Origin of the sequence: Leptospira borgpetersenii serovar Javanica (genome assembly GCF_003046425.1) — a bacterium.
Taxonomy (GTDB): Bacteria; Spirochaetota; Leptospiria; order Leptospirales; family Leptospiraceae; genus Leptospira; species Leptospira borgpetersenii.
In genome coordinates this window covers 12,501-32,500 of record NZ_QAJG01000013.1, presented here as the reverse complement: position 1 = coordinate 32,500, position 20,000 = coordinate 12,501, and the positions used below count along the sequence as shown (strand labels likewise).

Here is a 20,000-nt window from a genome sequence, read left to right as displayed (position 1 = left end):
ACCCTACATACTACGGAAGCACCTTCTTACAGCCTTTCCTCCATGCTGGAAACGCAAGGAATGTTCTTTTTATTATGGGTTTATTATATTCTTTACAAAATCTACAGTTGGACCGAACAAAATCCCTTTCGTTCCGAGTTTGACAAAACCGAAAGGATAGAACTGTCGGTTTTCCTTTCCCTTTTCGGCTTATTTTTTACGAAATATCCGTATGGACTTCTTTTATTCATAGCAATCTTTCTGTATGAGATCGTTTCAAAACCGAAAGAATATTTTGAAATTCTAAAGTTTTCTTTGGCTCAACGGTATAAGGGTTTTAGAAGACTTTTTATTGTCATAGTAGTGTTGCTCGTATTTTCCCTTCCTATCTTAAGAGTAGTTACGAACATCAATTTGGATCAGAGACAGTTCAAACTCATCATCTATTATTGTACCGTTTTGTTGTTCATCGATTTTAATCTTTTTCTCTATAAAAGAAGGGAAGAATGGAAACGGATCGCCCCCTCTTCGATTCGGATAGTTTACCTGTATGCAATCGCTCCGTCCTTGACTTGGATTTTCGCCAACCCGGATAGGGTGATGAGTCTTATCAACGCACAGATGATCGTAAACGAATACGTGAAAAGTTTTACTCTCGCTTTATTCTCATCCCCGACGACTACAAGCCCGGTCAGCCACGTATTTCAAGAACCTTGGATCTTTCGGTTTTTTTTCTTCGGAGTCGCCGTTTTAATTTTCTCGTTCTTCAGAGAAAAAATCAAGACAGGCAACGGAAATCCCGTTTCCTCAATCACGCGGACTCTCAAAGATCCGTTAGTCGCAGTGACAAGCATTCTATTTTTGCAGTACATCATCATCGACCTGACCACGGGTAACAAACAGTTACGACATGTGTTCCCTCCTCTGCCCGTTCTGTTTACGATTCTTTCCCTTTGGGTCTTCCGTTTTATCGAAGATACATCTAAATTCGTTCGATACACCGCGATAGGATTTGGGCTTTTCGTTTTTATATGGGGCGGAAGTCTTTATGTGAGAGAAGGAGGACTTTTAAGAGACAGCTTTGAAAAGGTTCAATACTTCTGTTTGAAGGGTTTCCAAACCGACCTATTTCAACCTGCAAGAGACTTAGCAACTAAGATTTCTCCGGAGGGAAAATACATCGTGTTTAACGGATTTCATGAAGATTTTAATTTCGATAAAAAAGGAAGACTGGTCGCTTCCGAAATCGATCTTCTCATGAGAATGAAAACTTTCATCAAAGGAAAATATCGAAACGACTCCAGACACAAATGGAAATCTTGGGACGAATTTTCATCCGCTCTAATCATCTCTCCTACCTGCGGTCAAAAAGAAATGATGAATAAGTTTGCAATTCGTTCCGCGGCGGTCGGAAAAAGTACAACTCTCAAAAAAGAATACAAGCATCCTTCCGGAGATTTTTGTCTGAGGGAGTATTCGATTCAGTAATCAAAGTCCGATAGGACAACACCATAAAAACGGATAGATTTGTAAGCGATACCTTTCCTTTCAAACTCTTCGGACTCGTATAACTCCAATTCGTCGTAATAGAGAAAACAGTAGATACTGGTTTTTCCTTTTTATCTGTGTGTATATCGATCGTTTACGATTTTTAAATCCAATAAAAGTTTGAATAACTCTCATTTTCAAAAATACAAAATGAAATTGTGAGAGACATACAATCCAATTCTCCCGAAAAGAAATATTAATCTTTTCTAAAGTATTTGGAGTTAAAACCAGCTAATCGTTAAAAAAGATTGTTGTGTTAAAAAATCACACTCTAAAACGCCGGTTCTTAGTTGATTCAATTTCCAACAGAGTTAACCGTAAAACATATGACAGACGGTAAAAGTCGTATGTTTCAATCTTTTCCTTTTCATAATACAATTTTACGAAGTTTACTTTAGAGCCGGTCTCAAAACCTGAAGAAAAATATCTCTAGACGATCCAGCAAGTTTTTAAAAAACGTGAGAGTTTCCATAGAAACCGTCGCATTGGCGGTTTTCTCTCGTCGTTTAAAATTGTAATACCCCTACATTCCTAAGGTTTTGAGACCGGCTCTTATCTGAAGTAAAGGTCCAATAGTATCAACTAACGTAAGTCAATTTCCATTTGAAATCCTCTTTAAGACGACAAGATCGTCTCCCCAAAGCCCCTGCCAAACGCCTGCTTTCAATTCGCGAAACAAAAAATAACCGCTGGGAGTTTCTTCGCCTTTTCTTCTAAGCTGAAGACCTTCCGCATCCTCTGAAATGTACAATTTCGTTTCGGAACTTTCTTCCAAAAGAACCGCTTCTCTTTCACTGATAAACCGAATATGAATCGACGGAACAAGCGGCGAAACTCTCCAGGTCCCAATTAAATCGATTTTTGTTTTCGAACTCGGACCGACTATAGTTTGAGAATCGCCGAAAATGAAAAGATAAACACACCAAACGATTAAAACCGTTAAAAGAACTCCGGCCGTAATCAGAATTATTTGTCTCCGATCGATTCCAGTTTGCATTCGCCGGACTCCTCCTTAAACTTTCTACTGATAAAAGTATCGTTCAACTTTCCGTTCGCGCTGATTCGAATCCGATTGTTGTCTACGGCTCCGTAACCGGTAAGATCTATGGTCTCGTTTTTCCAAAAGATGTTTCTATAATAAGACAAGGCCGGTAAAAGATTGTGTTCGTATCCGAAATCAAAAGGTTCTCTAAGATTTAAAGGAAGAGATCTTTTATCTTGAAAACGGGAACGATTAAAACGCACGTTGTGCTGAACATTTAAAGAATTATGAAGCGCTAAAAAATCGTCTCCAAAAAGACGAATTGTGGTATCCGAAGTAATCGTTTCGGGAACAATCCAAGACCCGCAGAAACCATTTATCGGTTCTTCCCAAGGCATTTCAGTGACTTTCACTTTCAAATCCATATACGGATTGTCTTGCCCGAAAGTGAAGTTTGCAAACGCTTCCACGAATTGATTCTCATCTCGAAAACCTTTCATATCCAATCTAGAAAAGAACGGAACCACCCTTCCATCTAAAGTCGCTCTTCCGAGATTTTTTTCTTTAAATCGAAACGATTTTAATTTCCAATGTAAGGTAAAAGTCAAATATTCCATTAAGTACTTGTAAAATGCAGTTCTCGTCCAACGGATTTCAGGAATCAATTTTTCTTGCCGGGTTTTGATATCGGTTCGAATCCAATTCCTCCAAGAATGATAAATCGGTAGAAAGTCCTTTACCGAAACCCGATTCAATTCTAGATCCCATTTCCAATCGTTGTATAAAGGATAAAAAAACGCTCCGTTGGCTCTCGGAGATTTCTTCCAGCCGGTCTTGCCAGTAATCTGAGTCACGATCGATTCTTGAAAAAGAGAACCTTTCGCATTAAAATTCAAAAGATTTCCGGACGTGATATCAAGATTAGCCTGATCCAAATGTAAATCGAAGAAAGGGTCCTTCCAATGAAAACCGAGAACATTTAGAGATACGTTGCTTTTGATCCAATCTCCGTAATTACCGGACTCCTCCCATTTTCCCTTCAAACTCAATCGCCCTTCGAAAATTTCCAGATCTCCCGGGAGCTGAAAGATAGATTTTAATTCTTGAATGTTTTTCCAATCCGCAAAAATCTCCCAAGTCGCAAGTTTCTTGGCGTTAACATTGTATGTTAAACGAAACGAATTCTCCTCTTTCGAGAAGGTATGAATCTGTTTCTCACCGGTTTCGTCTAATGTTAAATCCATCTCATGAACGAGATCCGCGTCTTTAAGATCCGGAATTTTCAAACCCAAAGGTAAATCCTGAAGAATTTTTCCGGATACGTTCGTAAAGCGGTTTTTTCCTTTTACGGAAACCCTTTTTCCGCTCAAAAGAATTTCGTATTCCCCCGAAATTTTACCGGAACCAGGGGCGATTTTTCCGAATAAGGAATAGATCCCCCGCACTTTCTCCGCTCTAACATTCTGAAAACGGAATATACTTATGGACTCCTCCGAATTGAACTTGGTTTCGAAAGTTCCTTGAATGAACCTGGAATACGGAAAAGGGAATAAGGAATCTCCGACCGTAACGATTACACCTTCGGGTCGTTTGGTGATGATAATGTCGACTCCCTTAAGAGCATTGAGAACCTCTTCTCCTCCCCGAAAAACGGTAACCGTAGTGTTCATCAAACGGATTTCGGGAATATTGATCTTCTGGATGTAAGAGATAAGTTCGCCGGAAATTTGGTCCTCCAGGTCGATATTGATCGAAGAATCGTTTACGACGATCCCACGAACGAAAGGACGCCCCTTCCAGAGCCCACCGAGCTGGAATTGGATTTTATTCGTTCGAAAGAGAATATGATTGAGTGCAAAGTCCTCATCGGAGGAAATCCGAAAGTCCTCGAATACAACCGCGTTCGGGAAATCGTATTCCACGACTCCGAGAGTCACTGCACGTCCGAGTTCTTGATTGATGAAATTTCTGGAAAGTTCCTTTAAACCCCGAAGATCTAAAAGATAATTTCGCACGTAATAACCGACGGATTCCACCACGATTGCATGGATCGAAATCACCAAAAGAAATAGGATCAATGCGATCCTTATTTTTGGGTTTCTTTTAAAAAAAAGGAAAAAGGATCCGAATAAATTGCCGAAAGCAAAAACGCCGAGTTTTTGTCGAACTCGGCGCAATTGATCGAATGTTCGATTGTGAGAAGTTATCTTGGAAGAACCTGAGAAAGTTGGTCTTGAATTTCTTTCAGAACCGGACTTTCCGGAAATTTCTGAAGTCCCTCTTCCAAAACCATCTGACATCTTTTGAATTCCTTAATTCGCATAAAACTGTTGGCAACAGTTTCATAAAATAAGATATCCTTTTCAAAGTCTTTCTCTCTAGAGGCGCGTCCTAAAATACCGAGTGCGAGACCGTATTTCTCCTCTTGATAAAGAGCTTTTGCATACATCTTTTTGCGAATTGTGGATTCGTAATTTTTATCCACGGACTCGGACTTTCTAAAATGAACGATTGCGTTCTCGGTATCATTGATCCCCAGATACGCAGTTCCTAAGTAATGATCCAAGTGTTCTACGTCTTTTCCTTCTTTAGAATTTTGGATTTCTTTTAAAACGATAGTCGCTTCCTTATAAGCTTCCATTTGAAGCAGTAATTTCGCTTTTTCCATGAGTAAGGAAGAACGTTTTTTTTCATCCAAAGAAGAAGAGGAAAGTTGAAAATCAATTCCTTGAATTTTAGAACGGATTGCGGATTCCAGAGAAGGATTGGAATCTTCGGATTTCTGACCGCTTGCACAGACAGATAAAAGAAAGGAAGCCATTACCAAAGTGATTATTTTTGTATTCAACGTCATGCCTAAGATCCAGTTTTCAATTTTTCAAGCTCGGCGAAGAAATCTTCAGTCTCTTGCTGTCGAACCTCGTCGTTAGAAACCCAATCTAAAGTCTCCGGATCAATTTCCATAAGGAACCGGGAAGCCTGGGTAGCAATTTGCTCCCCAAATTTGCGTCGATTTGCGACCCCTGTCAAGCATAAATGCTTCCTTGCACGAGTCATAGCCACGTAGAGTAGACGTCTTTCCTCATCCACCGAGGATTCCTCTATCAATACTCTAGAGTTAGGGAGAATTCCCTCTTCCATACCGGGAACATAAACCGATTCGAATTCCAGACCTTTCGATTGATGGATCGTGAGAAGTTGTATCCGATTGTCTTTCTTATCCTCATCGGAAGGAATCTCGTCTTCCATGAGTAAATTCAGCCGGTTGATAAAATCGAATAACGTCGGCTTTTCAGGAGAATCATGATTCTCTTCGAAGTAAGACATCATATTTACGAGTTCGGAAAGATTAAAAGTCCGAGCCTTGGCTACCTTCTCATCCTTTTCTTCGAGTAGAATCTCTTTTTCAATTCCTATTTCCTGAATGAACTCCCGGAGCGCAAAGTACATCTTAGGCGTCGTGGAGAATTTCTTTTTTGTCCTCTCGACGAGGTTTACAAAATTGTAAATTTCGGACTGAATCTTTTTTTGCAGACTCGGAATAAAATCGGGGGACTCGCAGATTCGGAATAAAATCTCGTATAAGGATTCCCCCGTTTGGGAAGCCTTCTCGTGAATCAAAGAAACACTTCCTGGTCCGATTCCTCGCTTCGGATAATTCAAAATTCGAAGTAAAGAAGCGTCGTCCCTTGTATTCGCAATCAATCGGATGTAGGAAATCATATCCCGAACTTCTTTTCGATCGAAAAAATTATATCCTCCCACGAGCTTATAAGGTATGGATCTGCTTCTTAATTCCTCCTCGAAAGGCCGCGTTTGAAAATTGGTCCTGAATAAAATCGCGATCTGACTTCCCACTCTCGCATCCTTGATAATTTCCTCCCGAATACAATCCACGATGTAAGCCGCCTCGTCTTTCTCATCCATTCTTTCCAAATAACGGATTTTTCTTCCTCCGGAAATGGAAGAGAACAATTCTTTCGACCTTCGGGAAAGATTCTTTTTGATAAGCGAATTGGCCCCCTGAATGATCACCGAAGTCGATCTATAATTTTCCAATAGACGCACAACGTTCGCCTCGGGAAAATCCTTCTCGAAATTCAGGATGAGGCTGAGATCCGATCCCCGAAATGCGTAGATGGATTGATCGTCGTCTCCGACCACACAAAGATTCCGATTCTCTCCCATGAGAGCTCTTAAGAATACGTATTGTGTTTGATTTGTATCTTGGAACTCATCCACCATGAAGTATTGAAACTTCTTATGATACTCTTCGCGGACTTCCGCAAAATCCCTAAGCAATATTCCCGGTAAAAGGATAAGGTCGTCGAAATCGAGCGAGTTCTGCTCTTTGAGTGTAGTCTGATAACTGTCGTAAATTAGGTTGGCGATCTGATCGGACTCCAAAAGCGAAGAATCCAGATATTCTCTGTAAGCGGGCCCAGAGTTTTTGATCCGAGATATCTTACCGAGTATTTCGGAAACTTTCGCTTTTTTCAATTCCACTTTATTAGCAATCAATAATGTAGTTAAAAATCCTTCCTGATCGTTCTGATTCATCAATAGAAAAGGTTGTTTGTATCCCAAAAATCCGATATGTTTCTTGAGTATGTTCAAGCCCAGAGAATGAAACGTAGATAAAACAATTCCTTTGAGTTTTTGTTTCGGAATCATCTTTCGAACCCGTTCTTCCATTTCCCTGGCACTCTTATTCGTAAAAGAAAGTGCTACGATTTTGCCTGCGGGAACTCCCACGTTTTCGATTAAATGCGCAATTCGATTCGAGATGACTCGAGTTTTTCCGGAACCGGCTCCGGCAAAAATGAGGAGCGGTCCGTTCACGTGACAAACTGCTTTTTCCTGTTCAGGGCTTAGTTTCATGAGACATGTGACATAATGAGAGGGGGAAAGATTCTGTCAATCTTGTACATCCGGGAATTCTCTCCAAACCTCACCACTAAAATACGACCCGCACTCTTTGAACACTCCCGTATTGTTTTGTCTCTTGCCTTGAATACACTTTCGTCTTTTTTAGTTTCCGAAAATGTGGGAATTCCTACGTTTTAGATGCCATGAATCATTTGTCCCTAGGGAGGTTTGCCCTAACGTTGCAACCCATATCGGGAGTAGTAGCTTGAGTTTTCTTTTTGGCCAGCGTACTTCTTATTTGAGGGAAAATGGACAAAAGCTGCAACCGCTAAAAAGAATCAAGCCGCCAATTACCTCGGAATGGCCGTTTTTTAGGAGGCTATTGCGAGAATTTAACAAACATGAGTCGGCGTAACAAATGCGAAAGCGTTTATTATGCTGCAATCCGTAGATTCCTATCATTCTTGAAAATGAAATCCGAGTATGATATTCTTGGTTCGACAAGTCACTTGAGGAAACAAAAGCATCTCGCTCCCTACCATAACCTTACCCACAAGTATTTGGATCTCAATATAAATCTGTCGGAATTACGACAAATCCACTGTAAAACTTACACCTGCAAATGATTTATAGAGAGCGTTGCATGAGTTTTCCCTAATTTTGGGAGGAGGAAAGAAAGGCTTGGAGGACTTTCCACTATGGAAAATCATACTTCTTGCAAGTAAAAAGCCTCATTCTTGTCGGAACACTTCAAAAATGTGCGTTTGGATCCTTCTGATTCTAAAGTCCTCTTCAACTTGTGGGTAAGGTTATGGCTCCCTACGGGTCGCTCGATAGATTGATCGCTCTCTGAACTCGAAGCATAACACTCTCTATCTCCTACAATTACTTGGATCTGAAGAAATCCGTCGGAACTCCGACAATCCTCCGTGAAACAGACTCGGCCCCACCCACGTTTTGGGTGGAGGGGAGAGGCGGTGGGAAGACTCGGGAGATTTTTTCTCTATCAGAAAATCATACTTCTTGCAAGTAAAAAACCTCGTTCTTGTCGGAACACTTGAAAAAATATGCGTTTTAGATTCTTACAATTCCAACCCAACTTGTGGGATGATCTGAAGAACTAAAGGCAGAGAGCTTTCCTGAACTCAGGTGCATCGCTCCCTATGGGTGCTTCTGCAGGTCGCTCTGCAGGATTTCGGACAAGTTCTTAGAAAAGATTCTTCAAATTCAAGAATGTGTTCATTCACCGTTGAAAATTCAGAAACGCTTTTTCTAAGTCCCGAATGACCATTTCTAATTTGTGAATGAGGTGCAGTTTGTCGGAATTCTCTCTTGGAGAAAAAAACCTAGTTTGAAAGAATGGAACCTTTCCACCTGGAAAAATACGATGGTGGAAAGGAATGACCGAAATTTCGACGTCTTGCATGATAAGAATCAGTCTCACCCGTATCGAAATTTCCGAAACAATCCAATGCTTCACTCTCTAAAAATCACTCTCGACAAAACCTTCTCCACTGAAAAAACTGAATCATGCCAAGTCCCGTTCGAGTACTGTCCGACCGAACAATCATCAATTTACCCGTTTTAAAAAAGGAGATCCAATGAAACCTTTTTATCCGGAAGAATACGACCCTCATTCGAATCTTTGGTCTAAAAGGGATCGAAGAGATCTAATCGCCACACCGATTTTCAAGCTTGTCTCCTGGCATACCACCTCTCCCGACAAAAAAATCTCCAAAGACTTTTTTCATCTGGAGTCTTTGGATTGGGTGAACATAATCGCAACCACCCCGGAAAACAAGATTCTTCTCATCGATCAATACAGACACGGAATCCACCGTTTCAGTCTAGAGATTCCCGGAGGAATCGCAGAGAAAAAAACTCTTCTCGAATCCGCACAAGCCGAACTCGTGGAAGAAACGGGTTATGTGTCGCAAGATTGGGAATATCTAGGTAAGGTCACGGGAAATCCCGCGATTCTAAACAACTGGTGTCATACTTTCATCGCCAGAAACGTTCGTAAGCTTTACGACCAAGATTTGGACGACAGCGAACAAATTGAAATTTTTGAAACCCCCATCCGGAACATTCCCCAATTGATCGCCGATAACATTCTACATCACGGAATGATGGTCGCCGCTCTCGGAATGTATTTTATCAAAAACCCAATCCAGAACTAAAATGACTCAAGCCAAAACAAAACACGATCCCTTTCAAGCCCTGAAAATTTCAGATTACCGTTTTTTCCTTTTCGGTAAATTTATGGTGACTCTTTCCATCAGTATCCAAACCACCGTCGTTGGTTGGCAGATGTATCATATCACCGGAAGCAATTTGCACATCGGCTTTATCGGTCTCGCGGAGGCGATTCCTTCCATCACGATAGCCTTGTTTTCCGGTCTTGTGATCGATTCCTTTCCGAGAAAAAAAATCGTCACTTCCGCTCTGGGCCTTCTATCAATTTGTTCTCTACTCCTACTAATATTAGTCTTTCCTAATATGTCTTGGATCCTTCAAGAATCCGGCGTGTATCCGATTTACGGCGTGATCTTTCTTTCCGGAATCGCGAGAGGTTTTTTAAATCCGGCGACTGCCGCATTCCAAACCCAACTCGTGGATAAGGAAACATTTCCAAACGCCGCGACCTGGAGTGGAATCGCTTGGCAGACTTCCTTGGTCCTCGGCCCCCTTATGGGAGGCATGTTGATCGTCTTCGGACTTTACTTTGCATATTCGGTGGACCTTCTTTTGATGAGTTTCGGTTTGATTTTGATGTTACTCGTAAAAGGAAAGTCCATTCCTGAAAAACCGGAATCAAGCGAAAGCATTTGGGAAAGTTTAAGTTCCGGTTGGAAATTTGTTTCCACACACCAAATCATCCTCGGTGCGATCTCTTTGGATTTATTTGCGGTCCTTTTCGGAGGAGCAGTCGCACTCCTTCCTTCTTTTACGGAAAAAATTCTGGGACAAAGCCCCGAGATCTTCGGAATTCTTCGTTCGGCCCAAGGAGTCGGAGCCGTTTTATGCGCCCTTTTTATCGCCGCGAAGCCGCCTAAAAAACATTCTGGTTGGATCCTTCTGTCTTGCGTGTTTGGCTTCGGAATTTGTATCATCTTTTTCGGACTTTCCAACGATTATAGAATTTCGTTTTTCTGTCTTGCGGCCGCAGGTGCATTCGACATGGTCAGCGTAGTAATCCGTCACACAATCGTTCAAATGCACACTCCGGATCATATGAGAGGGAGAGTTTCCGCGGTAAGTTATATCTTTATCGGTTCTTCGAACGAAATCGGAGAATTCGAATCAGGTGTTACCGCGGAATGGCTCGGAATCCGAAGATCAATCGTCGCAGGCGGAATTCTGACTCTCTTAACCGTGGGATTTGTAGGAACAATCGCTCCCCGACTTCGAAAGATGCAACTGAAGGATATTCTTTAAAGATTCAATATAAACCCGACCCAGGCCGGTTTGATGAAAAGTTTTGTAGGAATTCTCACAAGCGACTTTTCATTTGCAGACCCGTAATTTCTGTAACGGGAGAATTTGTCCATAAATTTCATCCTGTAAGAAAATTCACAGAGATATGCCCGCAGTTTTTCAGAGAAAAGCCCTTAGAGGAATTACTATAGCCCAACGGGAATCGACTCTTTTAAAAGTAAAATAAAAGAAACGTTTCGTCGGGTTCGAAGAGATTCGCTGAGTTCACTGCCTCGAGTTTCTTTGCTTTACAAAGAGTCGCCCCATCGATTATGGTTATTTCATTCTCCAAATTCAAGCGCAACATTCTCCGCGGACCACGTTGCGGTTATTATAAAACGAGATCAAGAATAAAATCATATTTTTGAATATTCTTATTTTTGAATATTAAAGAAGGAACCGATGGATGCTCCCAATATACTTACCCAAGCAGAAGCCGTAAAGAGAGCTGAGCTGATCGACCAGGTCAGTTACGAAATTCATTTAGACCTCAAAGCAGGTTCTCCTACATATCAAGGAGAAACTAAAATTTCATTCTTTTATACCGGAAGGAAAAAAGGAAAACTCAAAATAGACTTCGTCTCGAAGAAAATCGAAGTATTTTTGTTAAACGGAAAAGAATTGAAGGAGTTCTCCGATTACTCGAAAACCGATTCTTTCCTAGATCTTCCGCAAGAATCCTTGAAACCCGGAAAAAATGAAATTAGGATTCGTTATACAAACGACTACAACCACAGCGGCTCCGGATTTCATCAATTCCAAGATCCTTCCGACGGTTCCGAATACCTCCACACGGATTTCGAACCTTTCGAAGCGCACCGAATGTTTCCGTGTTTCGATCAACCCGACTTGAAAGCGACGTACGAGCTTTCCCTTGTCGGACCGAAAGAATGGAAATACATTCACAACACTCTTCCCTCCAAAGAACAAATCAAAAAAGAAAGAATCGAAATTCGTTTTCAGAAAACCGCTCTGTTTTCCACATATTTATTCGCTTTAATCGCCGGTCCTTACGAAGCCTGGGAAGACCGTTATAAAAACGTCCCATTGAGGATTCTGTGCAGGAAATCCCTAGCCAAGTATCTAGATGCGGAGAACCTTTTTGCGATCACAAAAGAATCTTTTGGATTTTTAGAATCTTACTTCGATCTTCCGTATCCGTACGGAAAATATGATCAGATCTTTGTTCCGGAGTTTAATATGGGCGCTATGGAAAACGTGGGAGCCGTTACCTTTTCGGAACATTACATTTTTAGAAGTCCCCGTATTTATTCCGAGTATCTCGGAAGAGCCAATACGATCTATCACGAGATGGTCCATATGTGGTTCGGTAACTTGGTTACGATGAAATGGTGGAACGATCTCTGGTTGAACGAAAGTTTTGCCGATTATCTTTCCTATTACGCGATGTCCCACGGGAAATTATTTCCGGACGCTCTCGAACATTTTTACGTCCGAGAGGAATGGGCCTACAGAGAAGATCAACTTTCCACGACCCATCCCATAGCGGGAAATGCAGAAAACACGTTAGACGCAATTAGCAACTTTGACGGAATCTCCTATTCCAAAGGGGCTTCCGTACTTCGTCAGCTAATGTATTATATCGGGGAAAACACGTTCCGGGACGCGATGCGAAAATACTTTCGAAAATTCGCGAATTCGAATACGGTTCAAACGGACTTTTTAGATACGATGTCCGAAATTTCCGGAATCGATATTCGCAGTTGGAGTAAGGAATGGCTCGATACTACCGGAGTGAATACGCTTCTTCCCGAATGGAAAGAGGAACATTTGTCGGTCAGACAGCTACCTTCCGCAAAAAACGGTCTTTACAGAACACACGCTTTGGAAGTAACAATTTTTGCCCTCAAAGGAGAATTTTTCGAAGCTGTCTGGAGAAGTAGGATTGATGTCAAAGGACAAGAAACCATTCTCCCTTATAGTTTGTTTCAAAATACGGATTTTCATATAAGCAAAAACCCAAAGACGCAGGGATCTATCGTACAAACGACAAACCCCGACAAACAGATATCCGAATCTTCCGAGATCGTAGTGTTAAACACAAACGACTATGCATATGCAAAAACCTATCTTTCGAAAGACGGAATCCTTCTCTTAAAAACTTCCTTGAATAAACTGAAGGACCGTTTTGCGAGAAGAATCCTATGGGGCTCTCTGTGGCAGATGACGCGCGACGCGGAAATTTCTCCTGAGGATTTTTTGGAGCTTGTGTTTCAACAGGGGATTCATGAAGAGGATCTTTCCGTTTTAAGCAGTCATATATTGACCAAGGCCTCCTCTATCACGTCGAATTACCTGAAGAAGGAAAATAAGGATGAATGGTCCGCAAAGTTAAACGAACGAGCCAAGAAGGAACTCGAAAATCCTTCCGCCACGGAAGAGGAAAAAATTATCTGGTATAGAATACTGGAAAGTACATCCAGAACTCCAAATCAACTTTCCTACTTAAAGGACCTTTTAGACGGAAAGATCATAATCTCCGGAATTAAAATCGACCAAGAAAGAAGATGGAGTATTTTAACGAGGCTTTCCGCATTTGGAGATAAAAACGCGTTAGACCTCATTGCAAAAGAAGAAAAAGCGGACACATCCGATCTTGGCGCGAAAAAAGCATATGGAGCCAGAGTCGCGTATCCCGATCCAAAATCGAAATCCGCCGCTTGGAAAGAATTTACGGATCCTAATACAAAATATTCCACGGATATGCTCCGCTACGGAATGAGAGGTTTTTATTGGGATCATCAGGAAGATATCCTAAAAGATTACGAGAATTTATACTTTGAATCCGTGATCGGAATTTATAAAGACCGCGATTCCCATTTTTCTTCCGCATTTGGAAATCTCTTATTTCCAAGTTTGGAACCGAATCAGGCCCTCGTGGACAAAACGAACCGTTTTCTCAAAGGACAAAAAGAGATTCCCGCTCTTCTTAAAAAAGATCTCAAACAACATCGAGATGATTTGGAAAGAACCGTGAAAATTCTCGCCAAACAATGAACACTTTTTAAGGGGAGAAGTTTACGAGATTTCGGCAAGATTGAATCGTATTCTTACAAAACGAAACAGTTGAAAAATAAAATTGCGAGTAGAGGGACTCGAACCCCCACACATTTCTGCACCAGAACCTAAATCTGGCGTGTCTACCAATTTCACCATACTCGCGTGCGGTCCTTCCAATGTTCGTGAATCTTCTTTGGAGTCAAGCGGTTTCGTTGGAAAGCTTTTTCAAAACGAGGCGCCCGGATTTGGGACGTTTGTCAAAATACCCGCCGAGAGTTGTGCTCGTAATTTTTTTCCAAATTTTCGAGAATCCGATCATTCGATCCACTTTTGCAGATCCGCGAGATTACTCACCGGAAGTTTACAGGAAAAATTCTCACAAACATAAACGAGTGCGTTTCCTCCGCTGTCTCTCGAGTCGAACAAAGCGGAAAGTTTTCTCGCCTCTTCCAACTCATTCTCGTTCACAACGGCAAAAACCGAATCCGGTAGAAATCTGGTTTGAATCGCGGCCAAAAGATCCTTTCCGGAATTTGCATCCTTACGAATCAAAACGATTTCCTTAGAATGATATCTGTAAGTCCAGTAAGCCGAAAGCAAATGCGGATAACTGAGAGAATGGGTGGATAATTCTTTTGTAAAATACGAAAAGATCAACTCGGCGAATTTACGATAACGAACCGAATCAATTCCCAACAAGGACAATTTCACCAAAGAATAAGCAAGAGAGCTGTTCGCGGAAGGTTCCACACCGTCGTAACCGTCCACACTCCTCCGCAAAAGGACCTCGCCGTCGTTTCCTGTATCGAAGAACACACCCGCCGGGGAACGGAACAAACGAATCGCCTCTTCCATCCAAAGAACCGCGTTTTTCAGATAACGAATTCCGCATCCCGCTTCGAACAAAACGATCGAAGAGGAAATCATCTCCGCGTAATCATTACTATATCCTAATATACCCGATTCGCCGTCTCTGAATCGACGTAAAATCCTTCCGTCCGGATCGATCAGATTCCTTTCTATAAAAGAATACGTCTCCTCTGCGAGTTTCAAAAAGTCTTCCCTTCGAAACGCGATACCTGCCTTTGCAAGAGCTTTGATATAAAGACCGTTCCAAGAAGTAAGAATTTTATCGTCTCGTAGAGGACGAACCCTCTTGCTTCTTCTTTCCAGAAGTTTGGCCCTAGCTCTTTCCAAAACAGAATCGATCCGTTTCCATTCTTCTTCGGAAAGTTTTGTAGCCTCACCACCATAACTTTCATGCAGAATATTCTTTCCTTCGAAGTTTCCCTTGTTTGTTACGTTCCAAAATTTTTCCAAAATTCGAGAATCTTCTCCACAAACTTCCCGGAATTCTTCGAAATCCCAGATATAAAAAAGACCTTCTTCTCCTTCGGAATCCGCATCCTCCGCGCTACAGATTCCCCCGCCGACAATCCTCATATCCCTATGTAAATAGGAAATTACGTCGAGTGCAAAGGATTCGGCGGAAATTTTTTTAGAAACCTGGGAACATTCCACTAGAGTTTCCAAGAAGAGAGAATTATCGTAGAGCATCTTTTCAAAATGTGGAACCATCCAACGATGATCCGTGGAATAACGACAAAGTCCCCCTCCAACTTGATCGTAGATTCCTCCTCGTTTCATTGCAAGGAGCGTATTCTCCACCATCTCCAAAGCCTTTGGATTTCCGGAAGAATGATGATATCGAAGTAAAAACGAAAGTCCCATGCTCGGAGGAAACTTATTGACGTGATTGGTTTTAAATCCTCCGAACTCAGCGTCATAATAACTTTCGTAAAGAGAAAATCCGGAATTAAAACAATCCTTCGAGGGTAGACTTCCTTCTTCTTGCTTTTCTATGGCCCGTCCTTCTCCGGAATCTTTCAGATATCGGGAGAGCTCGGAGGAAGCTACGATCAATTCCTGTCGTTTCTCGCTCCAAACCTTTCTAAGAATATTCAAAACTTCTAAAAAACTTTTTCTTCCATATCCGGGTTCCGGAGGGAAATAGGTTCCTCCAGTAATGGGCTTCCCATCCGGAGTCAAAAAGATATTAAGAGGCCAACCGCCTTGTTGGTCCATAGCGTGTAACGCATCCATATAGATCCGGTCGATATCGGGTCGTTCTTCACGATCCACTTTGATCGATACGAAATGAGAATTGAGATAATCCGCGACCATTTGGTTCTCAAAGGATTCTTTTTCCATAACATGACACCAATGGCAGGTCGCATAGCCTATGGATAAGAAAATGAGTTTGTCCTGTTCCCTTGCTTTAGTTAAGGCTTCCTCACCCCATGGAAACCAATCCACCGGATTATATGCATGCTGTTGGAGATAAGGACTTTTTTCTTTTGAAAGTCGATTCGGACTACGGGAGCTGAATTGCATTGAATTACTCTCTTTTAGACTCATAAAATCTATTTTTCGATTTCTAAAAATCTTCCTAATTCCAACCATGTCCATTAAGTGAGCGCTTACATGGAGCACAAAAAGGAAGGTACTTATGAAAAATTCGGAACTTTTTTTATTTTAGGAATCATTTTTTTTACGACGATTCAACCTACGGTTGGAGAGGACATTCTACCTAAGGAAGTTATTTTAGAAGAAGAAAAAGGGAATCCCGGAAATTTCAAAAATGTACTTCACCTGACTCTGAAAGACGCAGTGAATCATGTACTCGAAAAGAACATTACGATTCAAAACGCGAAGATGGAATACGTAAAAGCGGACGGAGGAGAACTCAAAAACGAATCCCAATTTACTTGGAATCTGATCGGTGGAATCACTATTTTTAAAACGACTCTTCCCAACAATAGAAACAACATCTTTTTAGGAACCAAACAAAGCCAAGATAAACTCAGCGTAGGTATCGAAAAAAATTTTAAAACAGGAACTTATATGAAATTGGAAGCGAGCACTACTCGTTTCGATTCAAGCGCCTTCGAAGATCCTCGTACAACTCCTTCAAGCTTAGCTATACTCGCCATTCCTCCGCAATATACGAGCGCTTTGACGATCACTCTTAGTCAGGAAATTTTAAAGTACAGTTTCGGAAAAACTCAGAAAGAAAGAGAAGCCATTTTAAGACAAAACACGGTAATCAAAAGAGAAGAGCTGATTTATATTCTTTCCCAACTTGTGGTTCAAACCTTGATTCAATACTGGAGTTTGAATATTTACGATTCGAACGTAAAAACTTTACAAGATCTAGAATCCAACACGAGAAACATACGCGACTTAACCACAAGAAAACGGAATTTAGGCCTCTCCGAAGGTTTTGAAGTCAACCTTTGGAACTCCATTCTTTCCCAAACTGCCGGAAATTTAGAAAAGGCCAAGGTTTCCCGTAAAGAGGCGGAAAGAAATTTGATTCGAATTTTAAACGCCGATCCATCCTCTAAAATCGAAGGTGTTACCGACCTTCAAGAGAATATTCCGACGGATTTTAACGTGGAAAAAGATTATATCTACGCTTTAGAACATAGAACCGATTTGAAAAATCTTCGGAAACAAAGGGAAATTGCAGAACTCAATTTAAAAATCAAAGAGGCCGAAGACATGCCTTCTTTGAAACTTTCAGGTGCCTATTCCACAAGGGGGCAAAATATCGTTTCTCCCCAACAAAATGTCATGGATACAAATCGAGGAATTGCTTCCTTTAAATATCCGGAAGCGTATGCGGGTTTTCAGTTTTCTTATCCGCTTTGGGATAAAGGCATCAAAGCGGATATCCGGAACGCGAAGTTGGATGTGGAAAATTTAGAAAAAAAAGAAGCGGAATTGAAACTTTCCATCAAAGAAGAATTAGAAAATCGTTATGCGACGATCTTAGCCGGAAAAGATATTCTCGAAGGCGCTAAAAAAAGAAGGGAAGAAGCAAATAAATTCTACAGAGGTCTTTCAGAACGTTTTCGTCAGGGAAGATTTACCGCAGTCGCAGTAAAAACCGCGTTGGATAACGTAATCCAATCCGAATTACAAGTAGCTCAAGCTAAAATTCAACTGAACATAGATATTCTTCGTTACGAACTCGCAAAGAACCATATCTTCGAAAAATTCGGCGTGAATGTCAACGATATCATCGATCGATTGATGAAGATGACGGACACAAAACAAACAGATCTGAAGTTTTAGAACAACCCCAAAACGAAAAAGTCTCATGTACCACGCAGAAGTATAAGATAGTCTATTATAATTTTAGAATACTTTGCTTTTTTGCAAGCGCCTAAGGAAACGCAGTCTCCCTGAATTGTGGTAAATCCTTCCGAGCGAGAGTTCTTGGTTCTGTTTCCCAAGATTTAAAAAGATCCCGCAAGAATCCATGATTCATTTTTCTAAAAACAAGTTGGAATCTGAATTTTGTAAATCTACTCTTAAAACGTGGGGGAACTACCACAAATCGCGATTTTACGGACAATTCTAAAATTGTAGGAACCTATTTTTAGAAAATTCTTTCTCATTTTCAACCGCCGAACTCACGTTAACTATCAATCGTTTTTGAGAATCCGATGGGACCGAGCCGGGTCATCAATCGGAGACAAAAGCAGATTCGGAATCCCGTTTTTACAAATCGCTCGGTTAGATTGGCCAAAAGTTTATCCGTGACAGTTTAGTTTGTTTCGGATAATGGAACATTCCTTCCTTTTTTTACCGATAGTTAAGTAACCTTCCGCACTTTCTCCATCGTCGTAGAATCTTCCATTGAACACGGAGCCGTTTACGAACCGATACGTTCCCGTCCCCACCTTTTTATCATTTTGAAAGTATCCGGAATATCTGTCTCCGTCTTGGTACTGTATATCTCCGTATCCGTGTCGTTTATCATTTTTGAAACTTCCGGAATATACTTCTCCGGTATCATATACATAAACACCTGAACCATTTTTACAATTTCCGTTCTTACATCCGGGAGTGGATCCGAGATAAGATGAAAGCGATTTAGCCGTTTTTTGGGGAGGTCGATAGATTTTGTTGTTTAGGTTAAACTCTTCCGATTCAACGTACTTTTTAGGTTGGCCGAACGCGTCTTCTTGAAAGAATCTCCTTTCTCTCGGTTCAGGCTCCAAATCAAGATCGTTTTTCTTTCGAGAGCTCGACGTTTTGGCATTTTCCTTTTTAGAAGTCACTTTGCTTTTTTTACCACAATCCGCCAAAACAAAGTATAACAATAGAATGACTCCTAACGCGAATATTATCTTTCGATCGGATTCGAAACCTCTCCCCATTGAAAGTCCCTTTTTTAAATATCGGAAACCGACTCCGGTTTCAAAAGATTCGGTTGTTAAGAATTTCTCCTCAATCGAATCAAGCTAATTTCAGAAGGCGCCCCAAGTCGAATCGGAGGCCCCCAATATCCCGTCCCTCGGCTCACATAGATCCAAGTGTTCTTATGTTTGTGAAGTCCCGCAACAAACTTCTGTACGAGATAGATGAGCAGATTCCCCGGAAAATATTGCCCTCCGTGCGTATGTCCAGACAATTGAAGATTGAATCCCGCATCGGCCCCTTCAAAAACACTGTTCGGTTGATGTGCAAGTAGAATTTTGTAATCCGTTTTTTCTCCGCCTTTCATCGCCCGATGTGGATCCGTTTTATGCTCCACAAGGATAGATCCCGCTTTGAGATCGGTGACACCGGCGAGAGTCAGATTCGCTTTTCCATGTTTCAGAATTTGATTTTCGTTTAATAAAACCTGAATGTTATGTTTCTTCAATTCACGAATCCAAGAAAGAACCCCCGAATAATACTCATGATTTCCAGTTACGAAAAAAGTTCCATGTTTGGATTTAAGATCGGCAAGAGGAGTGATATGATGTGCGAGTTTGTTTACCGGACCGTCGACCAGATCCCCCGTAATTGCAACCAAATCGGGTTTAAGTTCGTTCACGGTTCTTACTACGGATTCTAAAAAACGCTTTTTGATTGTAGGTCCGATATGAATGTCCGAAATTTGAACGATCCTGAACCCGTCCAAAGAAGAGTGTAAGTTTTTCTCAAAAACATCCACCGGAATCACTTTTAGTTTTTTATGTGCCTGATAGAATCCAATTCCTGTAAGCCCTCCCGCAAGTCCAAGTACGGAGAAGCTCAGAAGTCGGTTTAAAAATTCCTTTCTTTG

Annotated in this window: 12 protein-coding genes and 1 tRNA gene (2 of these 13 cut by a window edge); 5 read left to right on the top strand and 8 right to left on the bottom strand. The window is 41.3% G+C overall.

Features of this window, described 5'->3' with window-relative positions; all coding sequences use genetic code 11:
- Nucleotides 1–1,467 carry the 3' portion of a hypothetical protein gene (locus CLV95_RS11830; protein WP_002732042.1) on the top strand. It extends 510 nt beyond the left edge of the window, so the window shows 1,467 of its 1,977 coding nt (coding positions 511–1,977); its start codon lies beyond the left edge, outside the window; its stop codon occupies nt 1,465–1,467.
- Between the two features lie 652 nt (nt 1,468–2,119).
- On the opposite strand, the gene CLV95_RS11825 is transcribed toward CLV95_RS11830, so the two are convergent.
- The 4 genes from CLV95_RS11825 to CLV95_RS11810 are packed head-to-tail and all read right to left on the bottom strand — an operon-like array spanning nt 2,120 to nt 7,390.
- Nucleotides 2,120–2,524: a hypothetical protein gene (locus CLV95_RS11825; protein WP_002728140.1), complete on the bottom strand. Its 405-nt coding sequence runs from the start codon at nt 2,522–2,524 to the stop codon at nt 2,120–2,122.
- Nucleotides 2,494–4,686 (bottom strand): LIC_12586 family protein, encoded by a 2,193-nt coding sequence (locus CLV95_RS11820; RefSeq protein ID WP_002731951.1) that lies wholly within the window; start codon nt 4,684–4,686, stop codon nt 2,494–2,496. The genes CLV95_RS11825 and CLV95_RS11820 overlap by 31 nt, the downstream gene beginning before the upstream one ends.
- Nucleotides 4,687–4,712: 26 nt before the next feature.
- Nucleotides 4,713–5,363, bottom strand: coding sequence for a tetratricopeptide repeat protein (locus CLV95_RS11815; protein ID WP_002732014.1), 651 nt, complete (start codon nt 5,361–5,363; stop codon nt 4,713–4,715).
- A 2-nt stretch (nt 5,364–5,365) separates the two neighbouring features.
- Entirely contained in the window at nt 5,366–7,390 is a 2,025-nt protein-coding gene (locus CLV95_RS11810; RefSeq protein ID WP_002732026.1) for an ATP-dependent helicase, read from the bottom strand.
- A 1,589-nt stretch (nt 7,391–8,979) separates the two neighbouring features.
- Here CLV95_RS11810 and CLV95_RS11795 point away from each other — a divergent pair.
- The 3 genes from CLV95_RS11795 to CLV95_RS11785 all read left to right on the top strand — a co-directional run bounded on the left by CLV95_RS11795 (nt 8,980) and on the right by CLV95_RS11785 (nt 13,873).
- Nucleotides 8,980–9,558, top strand: coding sequence for an NUDIX hydrolase (locus tag CLV95_RS11795; protein ID WP_002728159.1), 579 nt, complete (start codon nt 8,980–8,982; stop codon nt 9,556–9,558).
- Between the two features lies 1 nt (nt 9,559).
- A complete protein-coding gene (locus tag CLV95_RS11790; protein ID WP_002728122.1) occupies nt 9,560–10,816 on the top strand; it encodes an MFS transporter in 1,257 nt (418 codons plus the stop codon).
- A gap of 441 nt (nt 10,817–11,257) precedes the next feature.
- Complete coding sequence (locus tag CLV95_RS11785; RefSeq protein WP_002731982.1) at nt 11,258–13,873, top strand: M1 family aminopeptidase; 2,616 nt, start codon at nt 11,258–11,260, stop codon at nt 13,871–13,873.
- An 83-nt stretch (nt 13,874–13,956) separates the two neighbouring features.
- Here CLV95_RS11785 and CLV95_RS11780 read toward each other — a convergent pair.
- Both CLV95_RS11780 and CLV95_RS11775 read right to left on the bottom strand, forming a co-directional pair.
- A tRNA-Leu gene (locus CLV95_RS11780) sits at nt 13,957–14,038 on the bottom strand.
- Between the two features lie 153 nt (nt 14,039–14,191).
- Complete coding sequence (locus CLV95_RS11775; protein WP_016749136.1) at nt 14,192–16,270, bottom strand: thioredoxin domain-containing protein; 2,079 nt, start codon at nt 16,268–16,270, stop codon at nt 14,192–14,194.
- Nucleotides 16,271–16,360: 90 nt separating this feature from the next.
- Between CLV95_RS11775 and CLV95_RS11770 the strand changes: the two genes are divergently transcribed.
- Nucleotides 16,361–18,016 carry a TolC family protein gene (locus CLV95_RS11770; RefSeq protein ID WP_002728145.1) on the top strand — a complete coding sequence of 552 codons (1,656 nt, stop codon included), beginning with the start codon at nt 16,361–16,363 and terminating at the stop codon, nt 18,014–18,016.
- A gap of 461 nt (nt 18,017–18,477) precedes the next feature.
- Here CLV95_RS11770 and CLV95_RS11765 read toward each other — a convergent pair whose 3' ends face one another.
- Both CLV95_RS11765 and CLV95_RS11760 read right to left on the bottom strand, forming a co-directional pair.
- Complete coding sequence (locus CLV95_RS11765; protein ID WP_002732008.1) at nt 18,478–19,107, bottom strand: MORN repeat-containing protein; 630 nt, start codon at nt 19,105–19,107, stop codon at nt 18,478–18,480.
- Between the two features lie 56 nt (nt 19,108–19,163).
- A protein-coding gene (locus CLV95_RS11760; protein ID WP_002731975.1) for a metallophosphoesterase crosses the window boundary here: on the bottom strand, nt 19,164–20,000 show its 3' portion. 360 nt of this gene lie beyond the right edge of the window; 837 of the gene's 1,197 nt are visible here — the last part of the coding sequence; its start codon lies off the right edge, out of view; the stop codon is at nt 19,164–19,166.

Coding starts and splice junctions, on each gene's coding strand:
- CLV95_RS11825 (WP_002728140.1), bottom strand. CDS start 2,524: ATGCAAACTGGAATCGATCGGAGACAAATAATTCTGATTACGGCCGGA.
- CLV95_RS11815 (WP_002732014.1), bottom strand. CDS start 5,363: ATGACGTTGAATACAAAAATAATCACTTTGGTAATGGCTTCCTTTCTT.
- CLV95_RS11810 (WP_002732026.1), bottom strand. CDS start 7,390: ATGAAACTAAGCCCTGAACAGGAAAAAGCAGTTTGTCACGTGAACGGA.
- CLV95_RS11795 (WP_002728159.1), top strand. CDS start 8,980: ATGAAACCTTTTTATCCGGAAGAATACGACCCTCATTCGAATCTTTGG.
- CLV95_RS11790 (WP_002728122.1), top strand. CDS start 9,560: ATGACTCAAGCCAAAACAAAACACGATCCCTTTCAAGCCCTGAAAATT.
- CLV95_RS11785 (WP_002731982.1), top strand. CDS start 11,258: ATGGATGCTCCCAATATACTTACCCAAGCAGAAGCCGTAAAGAGAGCT.
- CLV95_RS11775 (WP_016749136.1), bottom strand. CDS start 16,270: ATGCAATTCAGCTCCCGTAGTCCGAATCGACTTTCAAAAGAAAAAAGT.
- CLV95_RS11770 (WP_002728145.1), top strand. CDS start 16,361: ATGGAGCACAAAAAGGAAGGTACTTATGAAAAATTCGGAACTTTTTTT.
- CLV95_RS11765 (WP_002732008.1), bottom strand. CDS start 19,107: ATGGGGAGAGGTTTCGAATCCGATCGAAAGATAATATTCGCGTTAGGA.